Source organism: Marinovum sp. 2_MG-2023 (assembly GCF_030548265.1).
GTDB lineage: Bacteria > Pseudomonadota > Alphaproteobacteria > Rhodobacterales > Rhodobacteraceae > Marinovum.
The window spans coordinates 134,850-161,111 of the sequence record NZ_JAUOSD010000011.1 but is presented as its reverse complement, the minus strand read 5'-3'; the positions used below and the strand labels follow the sequence as shown (position 1 = coordinate 161,111).

Genomic DNA, 26,262 nt, shown 5'->3' with positions numbered 1-26,262 from the left:
ACAATGCACAGCGCGACGTCCTCGATATGGTCGCGTGAAATGAAGCTAAAGGTCTCCGGTAAAACCGGGGCGATTCACGTGCAAATCCTAAGTGAATGTCCCGAAGGCGCGCACTGGCATGATATCGGCGTCAGGGTTCACAGCGGCCATGTGCATCGTCGAGCCGATGTCGATCGCGGCCGCCTGAGGGTTGACCATCTTCAGGTCCGGGTGGCCACCGGTTTTGCGCTTCGTCATGGCATCTCCTCCGTTCAAGGCAAAGGGCGTGGGCCATGCAAGTTCGTCATCTTCCTAACCGGGATCACCGCGATGGCGGCGTCACCACTCTCAAGTGCGCATCGGCCCATGTGCCACGTTTTTTAACGGGGTCCAGCCCACCAATAAGCCATCGGCAACTGCCCTCCCGGCGAAGCATAGCACAGGCTGTTTATACCGTGCACAGGCGGGTCGCGGCCCGGAACGGTTTTTTTAACACTTCCCTTTCCTCCTTGAGGATGCGGTTCTCGCGCCGAATCTGGTCATTCTCTTGGGCGAGGCTCAAATCCTCTTTCGAAATCACATCCATGTCTCGGTGTGCCGAAATCCATTTGTTCAGCGTCGACATGCCAACACCCACCCTCTCGGGACATTGCTGCGCAATACCCTGTCGGGCAATGGATCATCAGCAACTTGCTTGCGTGTCAGCCCACTCGTCAGCGCGATACGTACCGCATCCTGGCGGAATTCGTCCGTCCGTTTCAGTCCCATAGTCAGTCTCCTTTGTGGCAGTAAATGCTATCAAAGGAGCGGCATCAAACCGCGACGGGTCCACTGGGTGTTCATCGCCGTGGCGCTCTGGGATCGCAGTCCCGATCTACGCCCGCCTCGATGACTGGAAACGGGGGGCAGAGATGATCGCAGCGCTCCTCACCAGGTTAGCTGCCCGGCCATGGATGCGGTCGGCTCTGCGCTACGGCGCCATCGTCCTCGCCGTGCTCCAGTTCCTGCTTTCGCTTCGGCGGTCTGGCGAGCACGTCAGGCGGATTGCTGAACGTCTCGAAACCACGGAGAAAACCAATGGTTTACAACGCCGTATGCTGGAGGCGGCTTGTCGTCCTCGCAATCGCGACGAACTGGTTGACCGGCCGCGCGATGGCGGGTTTTGAGGCCGGCCGCGCAAAGGGATGCCCGCCGGTTTTGGATCATCGCAGGTTTTTTCTGTCCGGCTTGCGGCAGAAACAACGCATTGGACCCGAGGCGATTATCACGCAGCGTCATTATGGATGTCGGGCGCCACTAATGTCTCGAAAGTCATTGCCATGTGGCTCTCTGTAATGGTTACGCTCACCGCAGGCAGTGCCGCGCGTGTTTCAGAGCCTATTGCTTTTCCACCACGCAGACCTGAGCCTGTTCACCCAAACCTGAAATGCCCAGTTCCACGGTGTCTCCGGCCTTTAGATAGCGGGGAGGCGTGAAGCCCAATCCGACACCCGGAGGCGTGCCTGTCGAAATGATATCACCCGGGTGCAGCGTGAAGAACTGGCTCAGATAACTGATGAGGTGAGCCACTCCGTAGACCATTGTCCGGGTTGAGCCGTCCTGCATCCGCTCGCCGTTCACGTCCAGCCACATGGCCAGATCGTCGATGTCAACCTCGTCCGGTGTGACGAGCCACGGACCGATCTGGCCGAAGTTGTCGCAGGATTTGCCCTTGGACCACTGACCCTGACGTTCTAGTTGAAAGCTGCGCTCGCTGACGTCATTGATCACGCAATATCCTGCCACATGCGCCAGGGCGGCGTCTTCGGGCACGTATTTGGCGGGCTTGCCAATCACCACCCCAAGCTCGACTTCCCAATCGGTCTTTGTTGAGCCACGGGGGATGATGATCGGATCGTTGGGGCCGCAGATTGCCGACGTGGCCTTCATGAAGAGCACCGGTTCCGACGGCACCGCCATGCCGCTTTCCTCGGCGTGGTCGGCATAGTTCAAGCCTATGCACATGAATTTGCCGGTGCCGGCGACGCAGGGGCCAAGGCGGGTGGTGTCGGCCACGACCGGAAGTGTCGACACATCGATTTCTGCAATCTTTGCGAGACCGTCGGGAATGAGCGTCGCGCCGCCGATGTCCGGGACGATTCCGGAAAGATCGCGGATCTGGCCCTCTGCATCCAGAATGCCGGGCTTCTCGGCACCTTCGGGGCCGTATCTAAGGAGTTTCATATGGGGTTGGCCTTCTTTTGTCTGGTGGGGATGGGGCGAAAAGACTCCCCACACGGTATCACTGAGCTGTCAGTGGTTGTCGCGCGGCACGCCGAATGTCTGGGCAATGCGTTGATAGTTGGGGCCGTTCTTCAGCCCCATGCCCTTGTCGAATTGCTCGATCATCGACCGTTGGATTTCCTGCCACGGGGTTTGGTCTGCAGGGTAGTCATAGCCTCCGCTCTCGGCCAGCTTCACCCGGCGCTCGGTGATCTCTGCCTCGCTCAGCAGCAGATCGACGCGCCGTTTGCGTAGGTCGACCCGCAGCCTGTCACCGGTCTCGACAATCGCGAGGCCGCCAAGGATCGCGGCTTCTGGCGCGACGTTGAGGATTGAGGGCGAGCCTGAGGTGCCCGATTGTCGGCCATCGCCGATGCAGGGCAGTTCGGTGATGCCTTGCTTAATCAGATAGGCGGGGGGCTGCATATTCACGACCTCGGCGCCGCCCGGATAGCCAATCGGTCCAGCGCCGCGCATGACAAGAATGCAGTTGGCGTCGATTCCCAACGTAGGGTTGTCGATGTCGCGGTGATAATGTTCGGGCCCGTCAAACACGATGGCGCGGCCTTCAAAAGCGTCAGGATCATCGGGGTTGGACAGATAGCTGGCCTGAAACCCTTCGGAAATCACCGAGGTCTTCATGATTGCGCTGTCCCAGATATTGCCGGTGAGGTTCAGGAACCCAGCGCTTGCTTTCAAAGGGTTATCATAGGGCACGATGACATTGTCGTTGGTCACCTGCACCTCTGCGTATATCTCGCCCATGGTCTGACCGGTGACATTGACAGCATTCGGATCGGGCAGGGCGCCAGCCCGCAGCAGCGTGCCCATCACCGCGGCGACCCCGCCAGCGCGGTGGAAATCTTCGGCCAGATAATACCCTGCCGGCTGCATATCGACGATCAGCGGGACGTCATGGCCCAGGTTGCTCCAGTCCTCGTTATTCAGCGGCACCCCCATGTGCGCCGCGACGGCGTTTAGGTGGATGGGAGCATTGGTCGACCCGCCAATGGCCGAATTTACGACGATGGCATTCTCAAATGCTCCGCGAGTCATGATGTCCGACGGTTTCAGGTCCTCATGCACCATATCGACGATGCGCTTGCCTGTGAGATAGGAGATCTGGCCGCGTTCGCGGTAGGGCGCCGGGATCGCGCCGGAGCCCGGCAATTGCATGCCCAAGGCCTCGGCGAGGTTGTTCATCGTGCTCGCCGTGCCCATCGAGTTGCAATAGCCGACCGAAGGCGCGGCATCGGCCGCCAGCCGCATGAATTCCTCTTGGTCGATCTCGCCCACCGCCAGCTTTTGCCGCGAATTCCAGATCACGGTGCCAGAGCCTGAGCGTTCTTCGCCCTCCCAGCCGTTCAGCATCGGGCCGACAGACAAGGCAATCGCCGGGATGTTCACCGTGGCCGCTGCCATCAACAGCGCCGGCGTTGTCTTGTCACAGCCGATGGTCAGCACCACGCCGTCGAGCGGATAGCCATAGAGCATTTCCACCAGCCCCAGATAGGCGAGGTTGCGGTCCAGCGAGGCGGTCGGGCGTTTGCCGGTTTCCTGAATGGTGTGGACCGGAAATTCGAAACAGATGCCACCTGCCGCGACGATGCCTTCGCGGACACGTTTTGCCAGCTCGATATGGTGGCGGTTGCAGGGCGACAGGTCATTGCCGGTCTGGGCGATGCCGATCAACGGTTTGCCGGATTGCAGCTCTTCCCGGGTGAGGCCGTAGTTCAGATAACGCTCAAGATAGAGCGCGGTCATGGCGGGGTTTTCAGGGTTGGAGAACCATTGTTGCGAACGAAGCTTCATGATGATGACCTCAGGTGGGATCTTGGGTGGGGCAGGGTGCGTCCTGCCGGAGCAGGCCCTCGGCTTTCAGTTCAGCCCAAAGATCGGATGGGATTGTGGCGTCGAAAGCGGCGGTGTTCGCGGCCACATGATCGGGTTTCAACGCGCCGGGGATTACGCTGGCGACGCTGGGGTGGAACGCCGGGAATTGCAGGGCTGCGGCCACCATCGAGGTGTCATGCCGATGGCAGACCTCCTGAATGCGGGTGACCTTGGCCATGATCTCTGGCGGGGCTGGTTCATAGTTGAACTTGGCACCGGGCACGGGGCCGGTGGCCAGAATGCCGGAATTGAACGCCCCGCCAATGACGATACCGATATTCGCGGCCTCGCAACGCGGCAATTCGAGGTCGAGTATATCGTTGTCCAGCAACGTGTAGCGCAGCGCGAGCAGGAAGAAGTCCACCTCAAGATGGTCCAGAAACCACGTCATGGTCTGACGGTCGTTCAGGCCCGCACCCACGGCCTTGACGATGCCTGAGCGCTTCAATTCCTCCAACGCCTTCCAGCCGCTGGAGAGCAAGGCTTTACGGTGGTCGGCGAGGGTGTCCGGGTCGGGGTGGAACCACGTGTCCAGATCATGGATCAGCAGCATGTCAATCTGCGTCATACCAAGCCGCATATAGCTGTCTTCGACCGAGCGCATAATGCCGGAATAGCTGTAGTCAAAGGTCAGCTTGAACGGCAGCGCGCCGACCCAGCCGTCGGGACGAAAACTGATGGGGTCCGCGGGGCGACGAAAGAGCCGCCCCACTTTTGTCGACAGTGCAAAGTCGCCGCGGGGGCGTGCATAGAGCCCACGTCCGACGCGGATTTCCGATTGCCCGTGTCCATAAAACGGCGAAGTGTCGAAGTAGCGACAGCCCGCATTCCACGCGGCGTCCATCACGGCTTGGGCATCCTGTTCCGGCACCTGCTCGAACAGATCGCCGAGACCCGCCGTTCCAAGTCCCAGCGCAGAGAGCTGAACCTCGGTCGCGCCAAGCTGGCGTTTTGTGCGATGATCCAACATCATGCGGCCTGACCCGAAAGACGTTTTTGCAGTGCGTTGAGGATGACCGCCCCCATGATGATAGCTCCGGTGGCAAAGTCCTGCCAGAAGATGTCGATCCGGGCGAGGTTGAGGAAATTGCGGATCAACACGATGATGATCACTCCGAGGATCGTGCCCAGCACATTTCCGCGTCCGCCGGACAGCGACGTTCCACCAATGACCACGGCGGCGATCACCTCGAACTCCAGCCCCTGGCCCGAATTTGGCGACACTGCCCCGATGCGGGCCACGTTCAGCACTCCGGCGATCGATGCGCAGAGACCGACGATGGCAAAGGAGGCCAGCTTGATGCGAGTGGTGTTGATCCCGGCTAGCCGTGCGACAACCGGGTTGGCGCCGACAGCATAGACCTTACGGCCAAAGGCCATGCGGCTCATCAGGAACCAGCCCAGCACGTAGATCGCCACGGCGACAAGAAAGACGCTTGGCACCTTGAGGGCGGCGTCGTTCAATGGCAGCGGAATCTCCAGCGGGCGAGAGACGCCGAAGGCCTTGACCGGGTCGGGAATGCCGGCAATCGGCTGACCGCCGGTGACCACGAGGGTCAGCGACCTGGCGATCATCAGCATGCCCAGCGTCACGATGAAGCTGGGGATGTTGAACTGTGTTACCAGAAGCCCGCTGATCACCGCGAGGATCGGCCCGACGGTCAGCGCGACCAACACACCGAGGACGATCAGAAGCGCTTGGTTCTGTTGCCAGAAATCGACGTCGCCATTGGCTGGCATGACCACCAGAAACCAGCCCATGACCGCGCCTGTCAGGCCGAGAAGCGAGCCGACCGAGATGTCGAACTCACCGTTGATGATGATGATTGTCATGCCCAAGGCTACGACCAGAATGGTTACCATCTGGCCCAGAAGATTCGACAGATTCACCACCGACAGGAACCTCGGGTTTAGGCTATAGATGGTGATGCAGAGGACGATCAGGACCAGCACCAGCTGGATGGTGTTCAGGTGCTGGCGCACGAAGGGGGGAAGGCGTGTCACAGGGCGTTCTCCATGATGTTTGCGGCGCGGTCCCTTTGGACGTCCGCGGAATTGTTGGCGGCAGTGGTCAGGTCGGCCTGCGTGAAGCCGGGCTCATCGAGGCGCGCCACCACATGCCCGCGGAACAGGACGATGGCGCGGTCGGCGATCTCGGCGAGCTCTTCCATCTCGCTCGACAGGATGATTACTGCGCAGCCCTCAGCGGCCTTCCGGCAAATCAAATCCTTGATCGCCTGTTTGGCTCCGATATCGACGCCAATCGTCGGCTCATCGAGGATCAGTACGCGCGGCGAGGTCATGAACCATTTGGCCAGCATGACCTTTTGTTGGTTGCCACCCGAGAGGCTCGACAGAGCGGCCTGAGGTCCGGTGCATTTCACCGAGAGGCTGTCGATCTGTTCGGTGACCTTGCCCTGCAACCCGGCCATCTTCAGCACCCCGGCGCGGTTGGAAAACCGAGCCAGCGAAGGCAGCGCCATGTTCTCGGCAATCGAGAAGTCCACCAGTGCGCCGGTGCGGTGCCGGTCGTTGGTGACCAGCGCCACGCCGGCCTGCATTGCATCGGCTGGGGTTTTCCAACCGACCGGCTTGCCGTCGATCAGGATCTCGCCTGCGTCCTTGTGATAACCGCTGTCGGAAAAGATTAACCGCGCCAGATCGCCCAGACCGGCACCAATCAACCCACCGATCCCGAGGATTTCCCCGGGGCGCACGGCAAACGAGATCTCAGTCAGTTTCTCGCCCAGCGAAATGTTACGCAATTCAATGGCGTTTTCGGCGACCCTGTTGGCGGTCGAAACCCGGTGCTCGCTGTTGCGAAGGCGCTCGCCGATCATTTTGTGAACGGCCTCTGACACGGTGATATCTTTGGTTCGTCCATGCCAGACGGTGCGGCCATCCCGAAGCACGGTAAGTCCCTGGGTGTGCTCGAAAACCTCGTTAAGGTAATGCGAGATGTAGAGCACGCTGACCCCGGTCGCGGCGATGCCCTTAACCTGCTTGATCAGGATATCGACTTCGGCTGCTGTCAGCGAAGACGTCGGCTCATCCAGCAGCAGAACCTTGGGGTTTTGCCGCAGTGCGCGGGCCAATTGCACCATCTTGCGCATGTCGGTGGGCAGGGTGCCAAGGATTGTGTCTGCCGCAGCCTCGACTTCCAGAAGCTTCAGCAAACGCGCGGTTTCCGCAAACATGTGCTTGCGATCCAGCACGATCCCATTGAGTTTTTCGGCATTGAGAAAGACGTTTTCGGCAATGGTCATCGATTCAATCAGGTTAACGTCCTGATGAACCGTCACCAGCCCCGATTGAATGGCCGCTTCCGGTGACCAGCGTGAAATGCGAGTGCCGCCGATCTCGATTGTGCCGGAATCTGCCGTGTGAACGCCGCAGAGGGTCTTGACCAGGGTGGATTTGCCAGCGCCGTTTTCGCCAATCAACCCGTGGATTTCACCCGGTTCCAGCCGTATGCTCACATCGTCCAGCGCCAGCGTTGCGCCGAAGGCCTTGGTTATGTTCTGTGCTACAAGCATTTGGAAAAGCTTTCAAAGCGCAGAGGGAAGACCTCCCTCTGCTTATTGATATTGAACGGGTCGCTTATTTGCCCGTCACCTGCGGATCGTTGGCGAAATCATCCGCGTTTTCCGGGGTCAGTAACTTGGTGTCGAGACCGATGAACTCCTGCGCTTCTCCACCAGAGATGACCGCCATCACCTGATCGAGGCCGGCTTTGCCCATGGCGTAGGGGTCTTGCACCACCAGCCCGTCAAGCTTGCCCTCCTTGACCATCTGATAGGACACCGGGTCGAGATCGAAGCCGACCAGCTTGACCTCGCCAACCCTGCCACCGCTTTCCAGCGCAGTATATGCGCCTTGCAGGATCACCTGATTGAACGAGAACATGCCGGCGATGTCAGGTTCGGCCACCAGCAGATCCTCGGTCGAGCGGCGGCCGTTTTCCAGCGTCATGTCCGGCGGCAGCGCCGCTTCGGGCAGAACCGTCAGCCCCAGTTCGGCGGCGCGTTCTTCAAAACCCTGCTGGCGCAGTTGCGCATTGTCGTTGGTGGGGGCGAAATCCAGCGTGATGACTTTGCCGCCCTCTGGAAGAAGCTCGGCCATACGCTCGGCGGCCAGACGGCCACCGGCGAGGTTGTCGGTGATCACCAGCGAGGCGATCTTACCCTTGCGCACGCCAATGTCGGTGACGACCACGGGCAGATTGCTGTCATTGTAGAGGTTGCTGATCGGCTCGCCCACCAACACGCTGTCGCCGGGAAAGATCAGCAGGCCATCGACGCCTTGGGCAAACAGGTCTTCGAGATCGTTGACCTGCCGGGATTTGTCGGTATCGCCGCCGTTGGTGACAATAATGTCGATGTCGTAACCCTTGTCTTTCCACTCGGCCGCGGCGGCCTTGGCGCCGTTGACCATGGTCACAAGAAACGGGTTGGTGCCCCAGAACACCGAGTAGCCGATGGTTACGTCCTCGGCAAAGGCCATGGGGGCGGTCGCCGCCCAGAGGCCAAGGGCAAGGGCCGATTTTCTCAAAGTATTTCGCATGTTAGTCTCCTCCTTGATGAATTCTGTAAAGTTGGTCAGATCGTCCAGCCGCCGTCGACCGCAAGTGCTTGACCGGTGATGAAGTCGGCGTTGGGGTCGGCAAGGAACACCGCAAGTGCGGCAATTTCCTCTGGTACGCCCAGTCGCCCCATCGGTTGCCGCGCGATAAAGGCGTGACGCTGGGCTTGGACGTCAGGGCCGCTATCCTCGATGCGCTGACCGAGCGAGGGGGTCTCGACCGTGCCGGGGCAGATGCAGTTTGAGCGGATGCCCTGTTTGACGAAATCCGCCGCTATGGATTTCGACAGGCCGAGCACCGCGGCCTTAGACGCGCCATAGACCGCGCGGTTGGGCACGCCCTTGATTGAACTGGCGACCGAAGCGATGAACACCAGCGAGCCTGACTGGCGCGCCACCATGCCCGGCAGCACGGCCTGGGCCATGCGAAAGGCGGCTCTGACGTTGAGGTCGAAGCTGAAGTCATAGTCGGCGTCAGACAGATCAAGAACGGTGCCGCTGTGCACGAAACCGGCGCAATGGAACAGCATGTCGGTCTGCGACAGCCTCTCTTGCAGCGCGGCAATCGCGGCAGGGTCGGTGACGTCGAGCTGGGCGGTTTCAATGCCATGATCGCTGCGCAGATCTGCGAGCAAGTCGGCGCGCAGGTCGGTGGCAAAGACCTCGTGACCCGCGGCGCGCAGACCGATGGCAATGGCGCGCCCGATCCCCTGGCCGGCGGCGGTCACGAAACATGTTTTGGCGGTGCTCTGGGTCAAATTTCCAGTCCTTGATCTATTTTAACGTTAAAATTCCCGCGCAAAAATGCGCAAAGTCCGAGTGTCATATGCGGTAGACCCGTTCAGCGGTTGTGCGGAAGAGGGCGTCCTGTTCGGCAGCGGGTCGACCTGCCACAATGTCGCGATAGGCGGACCACAGGGTGTCAAAGGACGAATACATACCATCGACCGGAAAGTTGCTGGCGAACATGCATCTATGGGCGCCGAAGATGTCGATTGTTTCGGTCACATAGGGACGGATTGCATCAACCGTCCAATCGTGAACCATCATTCCAAGGCCCGAGATTTTGACCACGACGTTCGCGCAGCCCGCCAGCGCCTCCATTCCCCGGGACCAGTCGGCAAAGCCTGCGGCGCTGTGGTCATGTGGCATGCCGGTGTGGTTCAGCACGATCTGCGTCTCAGGGAACCGCTGCGCCAAGGCTGCGGCATCTGCCATCTGATGTGGGTAAATCTGCAGATCGAACGACAGCCGACGCGGCGCCAGCCCGGCAAAGCCGGCGTTCCAGCTGTCGAGCGCCATATAGTCCGTTTCGGTAAAGCGCAGGCGCGCGTCGTCACTGGTGTTGAGGATCTGGCGAATGCCGCGCATGTTGCGAAAAGTACAATGGGCGTCGAGAACGTCATGCGCATCAGTCGCGCTCAGGTCGCAAAAGCCGACAATGCCGTTAGGCAGGCCCTTTGAGAAGGGATTCCCTGCGATATCCTGCAGCCATGCCGTTTCTTGCACTGATTGCCTGTCGGTGATGGCCGCCTCAACATGCACCGTTTTTTCAACGGTGAAGTCTTTCGTCTCTGCGATGAAGTCCGGCAGCAGATAGGTTTTGCGGATCGCGGTATTGTCGCCGAACACCCCGGTCGACGGCCCGGTCGAGAGCCAGGGGTAGGCGTGTCTGGCCAGATCCCAGAGGTGAAAATGCGGGTCGATGATCTTCATGTGGGATGTACCGGAGTGGGGAAGGGCAGGGTGCTGCCGCGTTCGATTAGCGTGCATTGGGTTATGTCGTGCATGGGTGCCAAGGCCCCGTCCGGCGATTCAATGATTGCGATCAATCGCTCGATAGCCCGTTTCGCCAGTTGCGCGGGGGCAAAGGACACGGTGGTCAGGTTGACCCCGGGCAGGGAGGACATGTTCATGTCATCGAATCCGATCAGCGACATGTCATCCGGCACCCGCAGGCCCCGTGCTGCAAGCGCCTCCATGGCGCCGTAGGCCATCAAGTCACTGGCGCAGAACGTGGCGGTGACATCTTCCGCCTCGGAAAGCAGTCGCTCGCAGGCCGCGCGCCCACCTTCGCGCATGTATTGGCCGCAAATGATCAGGTCCGGATCGACCGCGATGCCAGAGTCGGTGAGCGCCTGTTCATAGCCCTGTTGGCGCGCTTGCCCTGTGGAATTGGACAGGCCGGATATATGCGCGATGCGCCGATGGCCCAGCGCAATCAGATGGGCGACGGCAATGCGCGCGCCATTGAAGTTGTCGGCTTCAAAGACATCGCAGCCGTCCTTGACGCCCCGGTTGAGCATTTCGACAATCGGAACCCCGATCTGGATCGCGGTCTTGCCGGCCGCGGCCTCTGGGTCTGACGGAGAAATCAGGATGCCGGCAGCACTGTGATCGATGATGGTGTTGACCAGCTCGACCTCGGTCTGTGCGTCGCGTTTGGTGACGGCCATCATGACCGTATATCCGCGCTTTTCGGCCTCATGGACCACAGATTCGGCGACCTCAGCATACATAGAGTTTGTAATGCTCGGCACGACCAGCCCGATGAGCTGCGACTTATTGGTTTTGAGAGATCTCGCCAAAGCGTTGCTGCGGTATCCGCAGAGTTCAAGGTGCTCCAGAACCAGTTTGCGGGTCTCTTCCCGGACAACCGGTTTCATGTTCACGACGTTTGAAACGGTTTGCAACGAAACACCTGCGGATCGAGCGACTTCGCCAAGGGTAGTTCTTCTTCTCAAGGCGCTCCCTCCTCGCAAGTAAATTTTAACGTTAAAATTACTCTTAGCGAGCAACCAAAATTCTGTCAAGCCGGCCAAAAAGAATTTCTTGCGAGGTGAGTATGCACGAGGCTTTGAAATCGTGACATTTAACTGAAAGATATATTATCCAATTCTTCAAGCTCTCGGCTACAGCCTCTGTTCTGATTTTCTTCTTCCAAGACAGGTGTATTGCCTTGTTGCAAAACTCGGCTTTTGGGGGATCCTCATCGCGAACCCATGCAGTTAGACGACTCGCATGAGCAGGCAACCTGGCGCTCGCTATCACACGACGCACTGGTCCAGCTACAACGCATAGCTTCGCAAGAGGTAGTTCAAGTTTGTCGTGGTCAACAAGGACATGATCCGAACCGCGCCGAATAGTGGGCGTTCGGGACGCCCGCCGGTCATTTTCGACGCGGCAATCCAGTTCTGTCTTTCGATCGAAGTGCTATCAAGCCTAGCACCGCCGAGATCGTACGCGTGGCATGAAGTCAATGGGGACGGGTGCAGTCTCGCTTTAAGCGAGAATGGCGCACCAGCGCCTATGTGCATGATCTGTGCATGCCGAAAAACTTGCCTGACAAAGCCGAAAGCACGTTCTCAACGACCGACCTGGGCCGATTTGCCTAGACCCATCAGGGAGTCGCTGAGAAATAGAGCAAGTTGGCAACACGATTGGATTGATTGTACACCAGTTTTTGTTGGAGAAGGTTAGACAGGGGTAGCGTCCCCTCCGCCACTTGCCGTTTCGGGCTCTTGGCGTAAGCCGCTTAGATGTAGTTGAAAATTGCTAAGAGATGTCGGGAGGGTTGGCGTAACCCTCTGTTTTTGCTGTGCATTTTTCCATACAAATCGGTATGCGTTATTCGCCGGCCGCGGAGGTGAACATGGCGATCAAGCAGCGCGGGAGAGATCACCGTGTCTTTCGCGCTGGTGCTCTAGTGGGAGTTCGCGGGGGGACCCGAAGACCCGGGGCAATTGCCCCGATCAACTTCGCAAGTGGCAGAACCCGCGCAAGAAGGTGGTGAACGCCTTCAACAATGTGGTGATGATACGCCGTTTGCACCAATGAACCCTCGCGGCAAATTGATCAAAGCAACCGGCAGGGGGGCGGTCTTTCTTTTGCCACAGCGTTTGGGCGAGGCTTGCAGCCCCTTCATGGGTCTTCGCGGCGAGGGGTGGGTCTAGCGCATGAGGTCAACACACGACAGCGCGGTGAGAGGTGTCACGGTTGCGGTGCAATCTGTCCGCAGTTGGCGTCCCGCATTGGATCGCGGTAACACATTTCCCGTATCCAAAAATCACTACGCAATCCAAATTACATCCTTTGATATACCTTTGAAAACAATGGGATGTAGGTGCCTGACACACCTTTCAAAGGCTCCTCTTATCTCAATCTGTAAAAGGCGCTGGCAGACGTCCTTTTAGGCAATGGCGCAAGCGTCCGATGGGGCGCGCATCGTTTATGGTGCCGCTAGGGCTTGCCATGTAAAGCCGCACAAGAGCCAGCAAGTTGTCCAGATCGTGCCCCGGGTCCACGTCGGCGAAGAGATAGGACATCTTTTCAGGGCTGGTCAGACTGACGGCAACCGGTGAGCCGCAGGTCAGCATGCAGCGTGCGTCGCGCACCTTCACGGCTGAAAATGCCGCCTCTTTGGTGAGAGCTGCGCGTAGCCTTTGGGCCAGAGCGGGCCCTGTGGGGGCTTCGTCCGTCTTGCCGCAGGTGCGGCATATATGGATTTCGTGCAGGTTTGCGGTCACGTGTTCAGCGATCATTTCGGGCAGGTAGTCTGAGCCATGAAGTATGAAGAGCGTGGCGCAAAAGGGTCAAGTCGAAATCCCCCGCAAGCCTGCAGGTCGGGGCGTCGCGACCCGAAAAACAGGCGATTCTGGTGCGGGGTACGCGATTTCGAATTGAAACATGCAGATGGCCTGAACTTTTTTGCACGCGCGCCGTTGAAAGGCCAAATGGCGACGACCTGCGGCTAAAAAGTGCATAAAATTAATCGCTTAGGTCAAAGATTAAAATTTAGGCGACAACCGTCAGAATCCGCTGATTTTGGGTTGATTTCCGCGTTTCAAGGTGGCTGTCCCAAAAAAGATCTTGTTGGATGAAAATCATCATGCCACGATTTGAGCGTGGACCAGAGACGATCCGGTCCGGAAATAAGCGCATTCAGCGCACGGCAATGTGGCCTCCAAGATCCGACGGATCATGGGGGCTTTTTTTGTGCTCAACACGGAGGAGCGACTATGAAGTTGCAACAATTCCTGGGTGGCCTCGAAAACGTGGGCCCCGTCAGTACTGAAAAGAAGGTCTTTGTCGAAGAGTGGGAAAAACAGCTCTTCGGTGTTCACATGTGCATGATGGGGACGGGTATCTGGGCCTGGCCGCATCTGCGAGTGAAGGCAGAGGGGATGAACCCGCTCGATTACTTCAAGTACCGCTATTACATCAAATGGCTGGGCGGGATGACCGCCTATCTGGTCGAGCGGAACTACATCAACGAGGCCGAGCTCGAAGAGCTGACGGAATACTACCTCGACAATCCGGATGCGCCGCTGCCGGAAAAGGGCAACCCGGCCGTCACCGACCAGGTCGTCGACTATATGTTCACCGGCGACAATCCCTATCGCGATGTGGCGCTGAATCCGGAATTCAAGGTGGGGCAGCTGGTGCGTGTGCTTGATCCGGCATCTGCGGTGCACACGCGGTTGATCGGCTATCTGCGCAACAAGGTTGGTGTCGTCGAAGAGGTCTATCCGAAGGCGATCCTCTATACCGACAGCGTTCCCACCGACAGCATCAGCACGCCCCAGCCAATCTATCGGGTCAAATTCATGACCCGCGACATCTGGCCCGAGCGGCCGGACACAGATGACGCGCTCTTTAGCGAAGTTTTTGAAACCTACCTGGAAGCCGCCTGAGCCGCGCCTCGAGGCCCGCATGACCGGTGCTTGCGCACTGACCATGCACCCAAGAAACCAAGGAAACGAACATGTCAGACAAAGACCACGGCCACCATCACCACCTGCGCGAGACCGAGTCCTACTATGCCGCGCGCACCAAGGCCCTGGAATCCCTGTTCCGGGAAAAGAACCTGATCGGCCAAGACACGGTCGACCGCGTCATCAACTTCTTCGACACCGAAATGGGGCCGTTCAACGGCGCCAAGGTTGTCGCACGTGCCTGGACAGATCCGGCGTTCAAGACGCGGCTGCTGGCCGACTGTAACGCCGCGATCGCCGAACTGGGCATCCGCGATGGCATTGAGGGGGAGAACCTCAAAGCGGTCGAGTCCACGGCCTCGGTGCATCACATCGTGACCTGCACCCTGTGTTCCTGCTGGCCCTGGCCGCTGCTGGGACTGCCGCCGTACTGGTTCAAGGACCCGGCCTTCCGGGCGCGTATCGTGCGTGAACCGCGCGAAGTACTCAAGGAGTTCGGAGTCGAACTGACCGCCGGAACGAAGATTGAGATCTGGGACAGTAGCGCGCAGATCCGCTTTTTCGTCATTCCCGCGCGCCCGGACGGCACCGAAGGATGGAGCGAGGAAAAGCTGGCTGAGCTGATCTCGACCGAGGCGATGCAGGGGCTGGACGTTGTGACCGTCAACTGACGGCCAAACTATCAATCGAAACCACGAATATGGATATGAAAACAATGCAAAATGGAACCATCACCGTTCAGGACAACCGGGTCGCCGGGATTTCCGAACGGCTGAAATTCTCTCTCGTTCTCTTCACGCTGGGTGCTGTTTTTGTCTTTGGTGTGGGGCTGTCCAACACCTCGATGGCGCATAACACGGCACACGACACGCGCCATGCGATCGGCTTTCCCTGCCATTGATCGCGCGCACAGGGTCTGACCGCCAAGGCGGCGGTCAGACCGGCGGCAGATCTGTCCCGAACAGGTCGTGCTGCCTGCCCTGACTGAATGGGTGCACCGCGAACCCGCGGACAACGAACAACAGACACCCGGGTCGCGGACTGCGCGCGGGAAACAAGGAGGACACCATGTCCAAGATCACGTCACTAGCCATCAGTGTTTCGGTATGCGGGTTTGCCGCAGTCTGGTTCTTTCTCACGATGGGGACCATCCTGATCTGGGCGGCCTTCGTGGCCTGGGCCTGCTTCTACGCCCTCGGCGGCGACACGGCGGCCTTTCGGACGACGATTATTTCCAACGCTTTCGGCGTCTTCGTTGCCTCGACTGCCGCGTTGGTCATCGTTGCGGTCCCGATGGGGGCGGTCATCGGCAATGCGATCTGGGCGGCACTTGTCGTCGCGGTCAGCATCGCGCTCTATATTCTGGCCGCAAACATCCCGGCGTTGACCTCCATTCCCGGCACGACCTTTGGCTATGCCGCGACCTTCGCCTTTTTGCTGCAAACGCCGGACCGGTTCACCGTCGAGGCGCTTTGGTCGCTGTCCTTCCAAAGCTCTTACGTGGTGGTGCCGGTGTCGATGGTGCTGGGCGCCTGTTTCGGGCTGTCCTCGGCCAAGGGATCCGAGCTGCTGGCAGGGCCGGCAGAGGTGGCCGGTTGAGGCCGACACAGATTGGTTCAGGGGTCCGGTATCGAGTGAGAACAACAAAGGCGATTGCAGATGCACACATCTGAAAACACCCAGACGACACCCACGTCGTCAAAAGAAAAGATCAGCATCGGCATCGTCTTTTCGACCACCGGCCCCTACGCCGGGATTGCGCAGGAACTTCAGAACGGCGCGCTGCTGGCCCTGTCCGAAGTCAACGCGGACCCGCAGTTCGATTTTCAGCTGGATCCCGTGATCCTGGACCCGGGTGGGGATCTCGAAGCCTATCAGGCCATCAGTCGCAAGCTTCTGAAACAGGGGGGGCTGAAGCACGTGGTCGGCTGCTATACCTCGTCCAGCCGCAAGGAAGTCATCCCGGTCTTCGAAAAGTACGATGGTCTGCTGTGGTATCCCTCACACTACGAAGGCTTCGAGCACTGCAACAACGTGATCTACACCGGGGCATCGCCGAACCAGCACATGGTGCCGCTGATGTCCCACATGTTGCAGCATTTCGGCAACCGCGCCTATTGCGTCGGCTCGGATTACATTTGGGGATGGGAAAGCAACCGGATCATGCGCGAATGCGTGACCGAACACGGCGCAAGGGATTTCTGGGAGCGGTATGTGCCGGTGGGGTCAGTCGAGGTCGACAAGATCATCGACGAAATCGTTCAAAGCCGACCGTCCTATATTTTCAGTTCGCTGATCGGGGTGTCCTCCGAAGCTTTCATGCGGGCGATGCAGGCGGCGCGGCAGGCCAATCCCGAGTTGACCTGCAACGTGATGCCGGTGTGCAGTCACACGCTGTCGGAACCGGAACTGGCCCGGCTGGCCCCGGACGCGGCCGACGGACATATCGCGTCGAGCGTCTACTTCCAATCCACGCCGGGCGAATGCAATGCGCGTTTCATCGCCGGATACCGGGCGCGATACGGGGCGGATATGGTCACATCGGCCGACTCCGAGGCGGCCTATAACACGACGCATCTTCTTGCACGTGCCTTGCAGAAGGCGGGCACGCAAGAGCTCGATGCCGTGAAATCCGCACTCTACGACGTTCGGTTCGATGCCCCGCAGGGCAGGATCTGGATCGATCCGGGCAACAATCATTGTTTCCTGACCCCGGCGCTGGCGGTTTCGAATACCTCTGGACAGTTCGACATCTTTCACACCTGCGATGCCCCGATGCGGCCCGATCCCTATCTCGTGGATTTCGATGCCCATCGCCTGGGAGACGCACCTTCGCCCGATGAAAGGGCGGCCCAATGAAACGGCGTGGACTGCCAAATTTCCGCAATGTGCGGGCGTTGATTGTTCACCCGCCCGGCGACAATTCCGCCGTTCTGACGGCCCAGCTCGGGCGACTTGGGCTTTGCACGGAAAGCATCTGGCCTGCCGACAATGTTTCGCCCGAAGGCTATGACGTCATCTTTTTCGACGCGGACCGTGGCTATGATCAGCAATTCGGATGGGAACGGGGGCAGGCGCCGATCCCCCTTATCGCCCTGATGGGCAGCGAGGCACCGGGGCGGATCGAATGGACGCTGGGTCAGATGCCCTCGGCCTATCTGGTCAAACCCCTGCAACCGACCGGCATCTTTTCGGCCCTTGTGGTTGCGTTCCATGATTTCGAGGTTCGGACTAGATTGATGCGAAAGGTCGAGGACTTGAATGCACGGCTGCGCGCCCGACCGACGGTGGTGGCTGCTATCACGTTGGTGCAGTCCTGCATGACTATCGACAGTCAGGCGGCCTATGACCTGCTGCGGTCCGAGGCCATGCGCCTGCAAGTGTCTGTCGAATTCCTCTGCGAGCAGATCGAAACGACAGGTTCGCTGACCCCGCTGAAGACACTGGCGGAAAGCGGAACAAACCCAAACTCACCAAACAAGAGGCTTGGCGCAGGCGCGTCAGCCAATAAAACAGGAGGATCCTAAAGTGGATTGGATGAAGAATTCCTGGATGACGACCAAGGGTGTCGCCCAAGGCGTTGCAGGCAAGACCCATCGGCTGACCGCCGAGGTACAGGGCACCTATCATTATACCTACGGTCCCTTTGCGAAGCCGGTATTGCATATCCAGCCCGGGGACATCGTGGTGGCCGACACGCATGATGCCTTTGAGGGTCAGCTGGATTCTACGACAGCCAGCCCGTCAGAGCGGTTGAATGTGCCGTTCCTCAACCCTCAGTGCGGGCCGATCCATGTGGCCGGCGCCGAAAAGGGGGACGTGATTGCCGTTCGAATTCACTCTATCCTGCCACGCGGTCCGCAACCGGTGGGGACCTCTGCGTTGATCCCCGAGTTCGGCGGATTGGTCGGCACTGCCAACACCGCGATGCTGAACGATCCGCTGCCCGAAAAGGTCATGAAGATGAATGTGACCGAAGAGGGCATCCAGTTCAACGACCGGATAACCCTGCCGTATGAACCCTTTATCGGCACGCTCGGCGTCAGCCCGGAAATCGAGGCGGTGTCATCGCTGCAACCGGACTATTGGGGGGGCAACATGGATGTGCCGGACGTGGCACCGGGGGCGATCGTCTATTTCCCGGTTCTGGCCGAAGGCGGTTATGTCTATCTGGGCGATTGCCACGCCACACAGGGCGATGGCGAACTGTGCGGTACGGCGGTTGAAATGCCTGCCACGGTGACCATCCAGATCGACCTGATCAAGAAAAGCCCGATTGCCTGGCCACGGCTGGAGAACGAGAAATTCATCATGACGCTGGGCTCTGCGCGTCCGCTCGAAGATGCGGCAAGGATCGCCTATCGCGAATTGATCCATTGGATGATCGCCGATTACGGCTGGGACGTCTACGAGGCGTATTTCTTCCTCACCCAGGCCGGAAAACTGCGTGTCGGCAATATCGTCGATCCAAAATACACCGTCGGCGCTTCGGTGCTGAAAACCTATCTGGCCTGAGCCTTTCAATGCAGCGAAGGAGGAAATGACATGATCAGGATTCTGGGGACGCTGGTTCTGGGCATCGTCTTGGGCGGTGTGGGCTATGTGGTGGCAAACGAAACCCTTGCCCTGCAAACCGGAACGCCTGCCCATGGTGCGGGCGACGGGCACAGTCATGCACATGCAGCGCATGCGATGATTGATATCCCCGCAAAAGGCGCCCCCACGATCCGCATTTCCGCCCAGCCCGATCCCGAAACCGGTTGGAACCTTCATGCCAAGACCGCGAACTTTGCCTTTGCGCCCGCCCAAAGCGGCACGGCGCATATCCCGGGGCAGGGCCATGCACATATCTATGTGAACGGACACAAGCTGGCGCGGCTTTACGGCAATTGGTTCCACTTGGCTGACCTGCCGACCGGGAAGGTCGACCTCAGGGTCGGGCTCTATTCCAACGATCACCGGATGCTGTCGGTGGCGGGCACGCCCATCGCCGACAGCATCACCCTGTTCAACCAGCCCTGACGTCCGGGGCCACCTCAAGAAGGGGGCCGCCGGTCTTTGGACCATCGGTCACACCCCCCAACACCCAACACAAGGAGTACCAACAATGCGCACTGAAACCATCGCCGGCATGGAAGATAGATTTGTCAAAGGACTGGAAGACAGCAAGGCGGCTCCGCCGAAACGCTGTGACCGGCTGCAATTTGACGAACCCTGGCAAAGTCGGGCCTTTGGTATCGTCCTGGCGTTCTCTGAGGAAAAGGTCATCGACTACGAGGATTTTCGCAAGAACCTGATCAAATGCATCGGCGATTGGGAAAACGCGCACGACCTGAACGACGAGTCTTGGGTTTACTACGAGCAATGGTTGGCGGCGCTGGAGCGGCTGGCCGTCGATAAGGGCCTGGTCACGAAAGAAGAAATCGACAAGCGCACGACCGAGATCACCGACGGTGAACACGAGTATTCGTTCTTCGCCAACTACGCCTGAGTGCCGCGCGGCGCGGCCAAGCGCGCGCTTGGCGGGCGACTGAAAAAAGGAACATGAAATGATAAAGAAGCTTGTCAGCATCGCGCTTCTCGCCGGGCTCCTGAGCGGGATCGGAGCGACGATTTTCCAGACCATCTACGTGCTGCCGCTGATCCTTGAGGCGGAAACATTCGAGGTTGCGGCCCCTGTCACAGAGATGGCGGCCGCTGACGGTCACGATCATGACCACGGCCATGCGCATGGCGAAGAAGGTGAATGGGCGCCGCAGGATGGCCTTCAAAGAACCATTGTGACCGCCGGGGCCAATCTGTTTGGGGGGATGGGGTTTGCCCTGCTTCTGCTGGCGGCAATTTACCTGCGCGGCGGGGAGGTCAATGCCCGGTCCGGCCTGATCTGGGGCGCCGCCGGTTTTGTGTCCTTCAGCCTTGCACCGTTCTTTGGTTTGCCGCCGGAACTGCCCGGCATGTCCGCTGCGGCCCTCGAAAGCCGACAATTGTGGTGGGTGGCCACCGCCGCTTTGACCGCAGGCGGGCTGTGGGTGATGACAAGCCGCTCTGGCGTTTTTTCAACGCCGATGAAACTGGCATTGGGACTGTTGCTGATTGTCGCGCCACACGCCTTTGGGGCGCCGCAACTTCCGCACGGCGGATCCCTGGTTTCTGCGGTTCCGGCCCACCTGTCGGCTGAATTCGCCGTTGCCGCGCTGGCACATGGGTTGATCTTCTGGCTTTTGATCGGCGGGGCGGCGGGCTGGCTTTGCCAACGCTTCAATATTGTCGAAGGCGGACACTCGGCAGATCCGGTGCCAAACCAAGGGTAGCCTGTCCTCTTGTCGGCTTTCTGAGGCTTTTCCCCGTAGCGATGTGAAACGGCGTCCAAGAATTTCGGCTGCCGTTTCACAGACGAAACTCGACATGTTTGGATCTGTCGCGGTTCGGGGCCGTTCCAAGTGCTGGTTCAAGCCACCCGTTCGTTCGACCGCGACCGGGTTTTTCGAGCCCAGTGCTGAATGCCTGCGACGTGGATTGTAGACAGACGGGGTTCTGGGGGGGCATCCCACTTCTCCAGGGAATACTTATGTTTTGTCGTCTTCGTCCGCCAGTAGGGTGTCGATTATCGCCGCATAGCGGTCTGCAAGCTGGCGCACGTCTTGATGAGCGAGATCGATAATCTGTTTGAGCTTTTGGTTTTCCCCAATTGGCACATAGTCATGTTTCGCCATATGGGCCTCTATCGCGGCAATTCGGTCCGTTTCGTGAGCGAGGAAAACGCGATAATCTTGCTCCGCTTTTGTGGCGTTACAGGATCGGCATGCGGGAACGAGATTGCCGAGCCGGTGTTCCCCCAGGGCTGTTCGGTTGATTGGGATGACGTGTTCCATCACCAAATCCCCCTTCGCACCGCAATAGGCGCAACGTTGGTCGAAATCGGAAACGACTGTCTGCCACTGGTCTGCATTGAACTGTTCGTCGCCAAGGCGACCCAGAAGGTGCCGGACAAAACCGTTTTGGGCGTTGCCGATCGCATAGTTCTTGTAGCGCCCCCGGGCCGCCCGTTCATTGGCGGCAGGCGGGGTTGGCTCTTTCTGCGGGCTGAGGTCTTGCGCGATTTCGCGCTTTGCCAGGTATTGGCGCAAGAGGGGAAGGCTCTTGCTGGTGGGGGGATTGAACCATTGGCTTGTCACCCGGACCGGGACGCGGTGCACGACATATGTGGCATTGTAAAACCGCACATGCTCCTCAGGAGTAATTTTCGATACGGGTTTGCAGAAGGGAAAATTGATATCGAGCGTTTCTTTTGAATATTGGGGGTCCTGAAGACGGGCAAATTCCGAAGGATCGCTTGTTTCGCAGTAATCAAAAATTGCGGGAACGTGGCGCTTGACGAACTGACCGATCTTCATTGCGGGTTTTCTCCAGAAATATAGAGGAACCTTAACTGGGTCGCAGGTTTCAAGCGACCAATACTTGCGATGTGGCAGGACCAGGCATCAATCAAACCGCTTTTCCAACGGCGCGGCCCAAGGCCGTTTTGCCACGCCACAGAGGTCGAAATTGAACAGCAGCTCAGCCTGAAACTTTGCCCAACCCGAATTTTGCCCGGCCTTAATTTATTCCAGCCTGAATTTTGGGACTGTGTTGTAACCACGGCCCGGATCGTTGGCCCCATGTTCCACGATCAGGGCCATTTCCCGGAGCCCAACTTCTACCTTATCCTTGCCTTCGAAAAGGATCTCACGGCGGATGGTGAAATCTTGCAACTCCGCCTTTGTGAAGTCCGCTTCGACGCGGGCATAGTTCCAGCTTCCAAAGTATCGGATTGTATGCCCATCTTTGCCGATGTCCTTGCCAATGTAGATTTTTCCGTTTGGGAAAGTGATCTTGTAAACAACCTAAGCGAACTTCCGGGTCATTCTTGGCTATGCCTTACATGTTCTGAGTTGACGACAGTATGCGGTCCCGCTTCGTCGTTCTTCGGGTTTCCAACTGCCACCTGCTGTTGTACGAGGATTTTCAATCAAAGTGGTATCAAGGGTCTTCGGAAATGGGAAATGGTCGGTCTCTGAAGTTGTATCTGGTTGATGGGTCTGCTTCTGGGATCGTGACGGTCGAGATTGGAAATTGGAGCGGCCATATCCTGTTTTCACCACGAACTCGGATTGAAACGGCGCTCGCTCGCGTTGAGGTTTCACGCACTGGGGTCTATGTTTTGGTCGGACCTGATGAGAACGATCAAGGCGATCAAAAGATATATGTCGGCGAAGCCGATGAGTTGAAGAGCCGTATTGTCAACCACAACAAAGAGAAGGATTTTTGGGATAGGTTCGTGTCGGTCAGCAGCAAGGACATGAATTTGACCAAAGCACACGTCAAGTATCTGGAAGGTCGTTTGCTTGATTTTGCTCACGAATCTGGAAAAGTCACCGTTGATAACAAGACCAACCCAAATTTTGACAAGTTGCCTGAGGCAGACATTTCCGACATGGAAAGCTTCCTTGAGGAAGTTAGGTTAGCGCTCCCTGTTCTTGGCATCGACTTTTTCCCCACCCGAAAACTGGCCAGTAATAAACTTGAAGCGACATCCAGGGTTAATTCCGCGGTTGAAGACGATGTATTTTTTACTCTTCAAAACGCCAGGGCCGGAATTGACGCAAGAGCAACCGAGATTGACGGCCGGTTTGTGGTTCTTGAGGGCAGTACAGGTAGCCTGAAAGAGAAGTCATCGTTTTTGGCATCTGCCAGCAAAGTCGTAAGAGATCGGTTGCTGTCCAGTGGCGTTGCCGCGGACATGGGTAACGGTAATTTTGTGTTGAGAAAAGACACCGAATTCAAAAGCCCAAGTGGCGCTGCCGTGTTTCTCTTCGGTACATCGCGCAATGGCCGAACTGATTGGTTTGTAGAGGGAAAAAGCCTCACTTATGCTGATTGGAAGGACTTGGAAATTGCAGAAGCAATCGGCAGTGATCAATAGGTCATTCTGCCCCGAAGTCGGTTGTAGTTTTTTTTGTGCAATCCCTGAGCTCAGAGAATTCTATACTGGATTGGGAAAGAGCGGTGAGCGCTAAATTGCAATCCCGCCGTCCTTTGTGGCCGATCCCTGTTTTTTCTATTCGATTGGCCCATTGGCTTCACGATCCTGCAAGCCGCATTTCTGATTTCGACGCGCGCAAGGGCAGGGGATAGCCTTGGAAATCGTTGATTTCACCCCGTCGGGTGATCGAGCGGGGTGCAAGCGCAAGACGAAACGGGTCCGTCTTGCGAAGCGTCCTTTCCGCCACCAGAACCCATTGAACGGGCGACACAGGATCAATACCGCCCGAACCTAGATAAATTCGACCGGCTTTTCCCATTGGATCAGGACGGTACAGCCTTCGTCCGACCAGACGCGGTGTTCCGTTCCGTTTGGGTTGAACACAAGTGAGCCGGCCGCAAAGCTGCCTGTGTCATCACTTTGGGTGCCTGCGAGGACAAGAATGGTTTCAAGCCCCGTGTGGCGATGGCGCGGAACAGATGCGCCGGGCGCATATCGCAGAAGAGCGACATCCGGCCCCCCGCGCCAGAGATGGCAGATTTCAACTCCCTCCCGGAAGGGTTCAAAAGGCAGGTTGGCCCAATCGTCGGGCAAAAGGTTTTGGAATGATTTGGGATCAGTCATCGAGGGCCTCCAGGATTTTATTGGTCGGAGCGGCCCAGCCGACGATGCCCCCCTGCGCTGTGATCATCTCGATTGCTGCGGCTTTGAATGCGGGGAAATAGCTTTCGGTGGCATCCGTGGCGATCAAACAATTATAGCCACGGTCATTGGCCTCGCGCATTGTGGTCTGAACACAGACTTCGGTGGTGACACCTGCGAAGATCAGAAATTGTATCCCGCGGTCGCGCAGCATCGCGTCGAACCCGGTGGCATGGAACGCGCCCTTGCCGGGTTTGTCGATCACGACTTCTCCGGGGGCGGGGGCCAATTCCGGGATGATGTCTGCGCCGGGCTCGCCCGCTATCAATATGCGGCCCATCGGCCCGGCGTCGCCGATCCTGAGCGATGGCGCACCACGTTGGCGTTTGGCATCCGGGCAATCGGACAGGTCCGGCAAATGGCATTCTCTTGTGTGAAAAATCGGCAGGCCCGCCGCGCGAGATCCCTGCAACAGACGTTGGGCGGTCGGCACTATCGCGCCAAGCAGGCCGACGTCATTGCCAAGGCTCGCGCCAAAACCGCCCGGCTCGATAAAGTCGCGTTGCATGTCGATCATCACAAGGCCGATTTGATCGCGCGCAAAGGGAAAGGGGAAGGGGGCCGCTTGAATCTCTGTCATCAGTGATGTCCTGCCATATATTGCCCGATCTGTTCGACATTGGCCGTCGCAATCGGGGTTTCATAGGCGATGCGCCCTTCGGACATCACCAGGATGCGGTCGGAAAGCTCCATGATTTCGTCCAGATCCTCGCTGATCAAAAGGATTGCCGTCCCTTGATTTCGGGCCTCGACAAGTCGATCGCGGATCGACGACACCGCGGCGAAATCCAGCCCGAAACAGGGGTTGGACACGATCAGCGCCTTGACGTCCCCGGTCAATTCCCGCCCCAGCACGGCGCGTTGCACATTGCCACCTGACAGCGACGCGATGCGCGCCGCAGGCGAGCTGGTTTTTACATTGAACGCTTCGATCAGGGTTGCGGCATTGCGGGCAATGGCGCCGCTGTCTTTCCAGAACGCGGTCTTGCCGTCCTTGCCCGCGTCGAACATGCGAAACGCAATGTTTTCCGCCACGCTCATACGTGGGGCACAGGCGTTGCGCAGCGGTTCTTCGGGCAGATAGCGGATGGCATGGGCGCGCGCCTCGGCGCGGGTGGCGCCATATTGCGCGCCGTTGACGCGGATGTCGCCCTGTTCCATCCGGCGTTGCCCGGTCAGGATTTCCATCAGCTCCATTTGGCCATTGCCGGAAATGCCCGCAATCCCAAGGATTTCGCCGGAATGAAGCGTCACATCGTCGATTTCGATAGGCTTGAGCCCGGTGCGATCCCGCGCTTTGATGCCGTTCATTGTCAGAAGCGGCTGTTTGACCGTGTCGCGCCGGCTTCGGGTGCTGATGACGGGGGCCTGGCCCATCATCGCGCGGCTCATCTCTTCGATGCTCATGTCGGCCACGGACCCGCCGCCGACATATTTACCACGCCGCAGGATCGACACATCATCGGCAAAGGCACTGACCTCGCGGAATTTATGCGTGATCATCAAAACCGTAATTTCCCCCGCCTGCGTCAACGCACGCACATGGCCCAGCACCTCATCCGCCTCTGCCGGGGTCAGAACCGACGTCGGTTCGTCCAGAATGAGGAACCTGTTGCCCAGATAGAGCTGTTTGATGATCTCCAGCTTTTGTTTTTCCCCCGCCGCCAGCCGGCTGACAGGTTGATCAAGCGGCACGTGAAACGGCATCTTGGTCATAAAGGCGTCAAGCGCGCGGGTTTCGCGCCGCCAGTCGATCAATCCCGGCGTATCGGCGCGGCTGATCACAAGGTTCTCGGCCCCCGTCAACGACGGCACCAGCGTGAAATGCTGATAAACCATTCCAAGGCCCAGCTTCTGCGCCACCTTGGGGTCGGTCATGCGCGCCTCTCGGCCTTTGACCAGAAGCTCGCCAGAGGTGGCATTGTAAAACCCCATCATGCATTTGACGAGCGTAGATTTCCCGGCACCGTTTTCGCCAAGCAGGGCATGAAATGTGCCCGCCGGAATGTCGATCGACACATCGTCCAGCGCCGTAAACGCGCCAAAGCGCATGGTGGTATGCAGGGTTTGCACGCTGATTGCGCCGTTTTCACATGTGTGGATCATGCG

27 protein-coding genes and 2 pseudogenes are annotated in these 26,262 nt (G+C 58.5%); 13 read left to right on the top strand and 16 right to left on the bottom strand.

The annotated features are described in order from the left end of the window. Nucleotides 1–87: 87 nt before the first annotated feature. Both Q4577_RS14140 and Q4577_RS14135 read right to left on the bottom strand, forming a co-directional pair. Nucleotides 88–237: a hypothetical protein gene (locus Q4577_RS14140; protein WP_303467951.1), complete on the bottom strand. Its 150-nt coding sequence runs from the start codon at nucleotides 235–237 to the stop codon at nucleotides 88–90. Nucleotides 238–463: 226 nt separating this feature from the next. Continuing rightward, a pseudogene (locus tag Q4577_RS14135) lies at nucleotides 464–747 on the bottom strand (transposase); the annotation flags it as partial. A gap of 143 nt (nucleotides 748–890) precedes the next feature. Here Q4577_RS14135 and Q4577_RS14130 point away from each other — a divergent pair. Beyond that, nucleotides 891–1,145: a hypothetical protein gene (locus Q4577_RS14130; RefSeq protein ID WP_303467950.1), complete on the top strand. Its 255-nt coding sequence runs from the start codon at nucleotides 891–893 to the stop codon at nucleotides 1,143–1,145. Nucleotides 1,146–1,356: 211 nt separating this feature from the next. On the opposite strand, the gene Q4577_RS14125 is transcribed toward Q4577_RS14130, so the two are convergent. The 9 genes from Q4577_RS14125 to Q4577_RS14085 form a co-directional block, all read right to left on the bottom strand. After that, nucleotides 1,357–2,202 carry a fumarylacetoacetate hydrolase family protein gene (locus Q4577_RS14125; RefSeq protein ID WP_303467949.1) on the bottom strand — a complete coding sequence of 282 codons (846 nt, stop codon included), beginning with the start codon at nucleotides 2,200–2,202 and terminating at the stop codon, nucleotides 1,357–1,359. A 69-nt stretch (nucleotides 2,203–2,271) separates the two neighbouring features. Continuing rightward, nucleotides 2,272–4,053 (bottom strand): IlvD/Edd family dehydratase, encoded by a 1,782-nt coding sequence (locus Q4577_RS14120; protein WP_303467948.1) that lies wholly within the window; start codon nucleotides 4,051–4,053, stop codon nucleotides 2,272–2,274. A 10-nt stretch (nucleotides 4,054–4,063) separates the two neighbouring features. Further along, a complete protein-coding gene (locus Q4577_RS14115; protein ID WP_303467947.1) occupies nucleotides 4,064–5,107 on the bottom strand; it encodes an aldo/keto reductase in 1,044 nt (347 codons plus the stop codon). Then, nucleotides 5,104–6,138, bottom strand: coding sequence for an ABC transporter permease (locus tag Q4577_RS14110; protein ID WP_303467946.1), 1,035 nt, complete (start codon nucleotides 6,136–6,138; stop codon nucleotides 5,104–5,106). The genes Q4577_RS14115 and Q4577_RS14110 overlap by 4 nt, the downstream gene beginning before the upstream one ends. Then, on the bottom strand, nucleotides 6,135–7,670 hold the full coding sequence (locus Q4577_RS14105) for a sugar ABC transporter ATP-binding protein (RefSeq protein WP_303467945.1): 1,536 nt from the start codon (nucleotides 7,668–7,670) through the stop codon (nucleotides 6,135–6,137). Before Q4577_RS14105 ends, Q4577_RS14110 begins: the two co-directional genes overlap by 4 nt. A 64-nt stretch (nucleotides 7,671–7,734) precedes the next feature. After that, nucleotides 7,735–8,697, bottom strand: coding sequence for a substrate-binding domain-containing protein (locus Q4577_RS14100; protein WP_303467944.1), 963 nt, complete (start codon nucleotides 8,695–8,697; stop codon nucleotides 7,735–7,737). Between the two features lie 35 nt (nucleotides 8,698–8,732). Further along, on the bottom strand, nucleotides 8,733–9,473 hold the full coding sequence (locus Q4577_RS14095) for an SDR family oxidoreductase (protein ID WP_303467943.1): 741 nt from the start codon (nucleotides 9,471–9,473) through the stop codon (nucleotides 8,733–8,735). Nucleotides 9,474–9,537: 64 nt separating this feature from the next. Continuing rightward, a complete protein-coding gene (locus Q4577_RS14090; RefSeq protein WP_303467942.1) occupies nucleotides 9,538–10,431 on the bottom strand; it encodes an amidohydrolase in 894 nt (297 codons plus the stop codon). Beyond that, entirely contained in the window at nucleotides 10,428–11,537 is a 1,110-nt protein-coding gene (locus Q4577_RS14085; RefSeq protein WP_303467941.1) for a LacI family DNA-binding transcriptional regulator, read from the bottom strand. The genes Q4577_RS14090 and Q4577_RS14085 overlap by 4 nt, the downstream gene beginning before the upstream one ends. 199 nt (nucleotides 11,538–11,736) lie before the next feature. Here Q4577_RS14085 and Q4577_RS14080 point away from each other — a divergent pair. Further along, a pseudogene (locus tag Q4577_RS14080) lies at nucleotides 11,737–11,931 on the top strand (IS5/IS1182 family transposase); the annotation flags it as partial. A gap of 941 nt (nucleotides 11,932–12,872) precedes the next feature. On the opposite strand, the gene Q4577_RS14075 reads toward Q4577_RS14080, so the two are convergent. Beyond that, complete coding sequence (locus tag Q4577_RS14075; protein WP_303467939.1) at nucleotides 12,873–13,256, bottom strand: DUF1636 domain-containing protein; 384 nt, start codon at nucleotides 13,254–13,256, stop codon at nucleotides 12,873–12,875. A gap of 477 nt (nucleotides 13,257–13,733) precedes the next feature. Here Q4577_RS14075 and nthB point away from each other — a divergent pair, with 477 nt between their 5' ends. The 10 genes from nthB (at nucleotide 13,734) to Q4577_RS14025 (ending at nucleotide 20,740) form a co-directional block, all read left to right on the top strand. Further along, on the top strand, nucleotides 13,734–14,408 hold the full coding sequence (nthB, locus tag Q4577_RS14070) for a nitrile hydratase subunit beta (RefSeq protein WP_244690333.1): 675 nt from the start codon (nucleotides 13,734–13,736) through the stop codon (nucleotides 14,406–14,408). Between the two features lie 71 nt (nucleotides 14,409–14,479). Then, nucleotides 14,480–15,100 (top strand): nitrile hydratase subunit alpha, encoded by a 621-nt coding sequence (gene nthA / locus Q4577_RS14065; RefSeq protein ID WP_244690331.1) that lies wholly within the window; start codon nucleotides 14,480–14,482, stop codon nucleotides 15,098–15,100. Between the two features lie 44 nt (nucleotides 15,101–15,144). Next, complete coding sequence (locus tag Q4577_RS14060) at nucleotides 15,145–15,330, top strand: CbtB-domain containing protein (RefSeq protein WP_244690329.1); 186 nt, start codon at nucleotides 15,145–15,147, stop codon at nucleotides 15,328–15,330. 167 nt (nucleotides 15,331–15,497) lie between these two features. Beyond that, nucleotides 15,498–16,028: a DUF1097 domain-containing protein gene (locus Q4577_RS14055; RefSeq protein ID WP_303467938.1), complete on the top strand. Its 531-nt coding sequence runs from the start codon at nucleotides 15,498–15,500 to the stop codon at nucleotides 16,026–16,028. 60 nt (nucleotides 16,029–16,088) lie between these two features. Next, nucleotides 16,089–17,288: a transporter substrate-binding domain-containing protein gene (locus tag Q4577_RS14050; RefSeq protein WP_303467937.1), complete on the top strand. Its 1,200-nt coding sequence runs from the start codon at nucleotides 16,089–16,091 to the stop codon at nucleotides 17,286–17,288. Next, a complete protein-coding gene (locus Q4577_RS14045) occupies nucleotides 17,285–17,956 on the top strand; it encodes an ANTAR domain-containing response regulator (RefSeq protein ID WP_303467936.1) in 672 nt (223 codons plus the stop codon). The genes Q4577_RS14050 and Q4577_RS14045 overlap by 4 nt, the downstream gene beginning before the upstream one ends. 10 nt (nucleotides 17,957–17,966) lie before the next feature. Next, a complete protein-coding gene (locus Q4577_RS14040; RefSeq protein ID WP_303467969.1) occupies nucleotides 17,967–18,944 on the top strand; it encodes an acetamidase/formamidase family protein in 978 nt (325 codons plus the stop codon). 30 nt (nucleotides 18,945–18,974) lie between these two features. Beyond that, on the top strand, nucleotides 18,975–19,451 hold the full coding sequence (locus Q4577_RS14035; RefSeq protein ID WP_303467935.1) for a hypothetical protein: 477 nt from the start codon (nucleotides 18,975–18,977) through the stop codon (nucleotides 19,449–19,451). Nucleotides 19,452–19,536: 85 nt separating this feature from the next. Next, nucleotides 19,537–19,920, top strand: coding sequence for a nitrile hydratase accessory protein (locus Q4577_RS14030; protein WP_303467934.1), 384 nt, complete (start codon nucleotides 19,537–19,539; stop codon nucleotides 19,918–19,920). 58 nt (nucleotides 19,921–19,978) lie between these two features. Continuing rightward, nucleotides 19,979–20,740: a CbtA family protein gene (locus Q4577_RS14025; protein ID WP_303467932.1), complete on the top strand. Its 762-nt coding sequence runs from the start codon at nucleotides 19,979–19,981 to the stop codon at nucleotides 20,738–20,740. 255 nt (nucleotides 20,741–20,995) lie between these two features. Here Q4577_RS14025 and Q4577_RS14020 read toward each other — a convergent pair whose 3' ends face one another. Then, nucleotides 20,996–21,823: an HNH endonuclease gene (locus tag Q4577_RS14020; RefSeq protein ID WP_303467931.1), complete on the bottom strand. Its 828-nt coding sequence runs from the start codon at nucleotides 21,821–21,823 to the stop codon at nucleotides 20,996–20,998. 548 nt (nucleotides 21,824–22,371) lie between these two features. Here Q4577_RS14020 and Q4577_RS14015 point away from each other — a divergent pair. Next, complete coding sequence (locus tag Q4577_RS14015; RefSeq protein WP_303467930.1) at nucleotides 22,372–23,391, top strand: GIY-YIG nuclease family protein; 1,020 nt, start codon at nucleotides 22,372–22,374, stop codon at nucleotides 23,389–23,391. 351 nt (nucleotides 23,392–23,742) lie between these two features. Here the strand turns inward: Q4577_RS14015 and Q4577_RS14010 are convergent, their stop codons facing one another. Genes Q4577_RS14010 through Q4577_RS14000 form a run of 3 tightly spaced genes read right to left on the bottom strand, consistent with a single transcriptional unit; the run spans nucleotide 23,743 to nucleotide 26,259 of the window. Next, on the bottom strand, nucleotides 23,743–24,075 hold the full coding sequence (locus Q4577_RS14010; RefSeq protein ID WP_244690287.1) for a cupin domain-containing protein: 333 nt from the start codon (nucleotides 24,073–24,075) through the stop codon (nucleotides 23,743–23,745). Continuing rightward, nucleotides 24,068–24,733: a cysteine hydrolase family protein gene (locus tag Q4577_RS14005; RefSeq protein WP_303467929.1), complete on the bottom strand. Its 666-nt coding sequence runs from the start codon at nucleotides 24,731–24,733 to the stop codon at nucleotides 24,068–24,070. The genes Q4577_RS14010 and Q4577_RS14005 overlap by 8 nt, the downstream gene beginning before the upstream one ends. Further along, nucleotides 24,733–26,259, bottom strand: coding sequence for an ABC transporter ATP-binding protein (locus Q4577_RS14000; protein WP_303467927.1), 1,527 nt, complete (start codon nucleotides 26,257–26,259; stop codon nucleotides 24,733–24,735). Before Q4577_RS14000 ends, Q4577_RS14005 begins: the two co-directional genes overlap by 1 nt. Nucleotides 26,260–26,262: the final 3 nt, after the last annotated feature.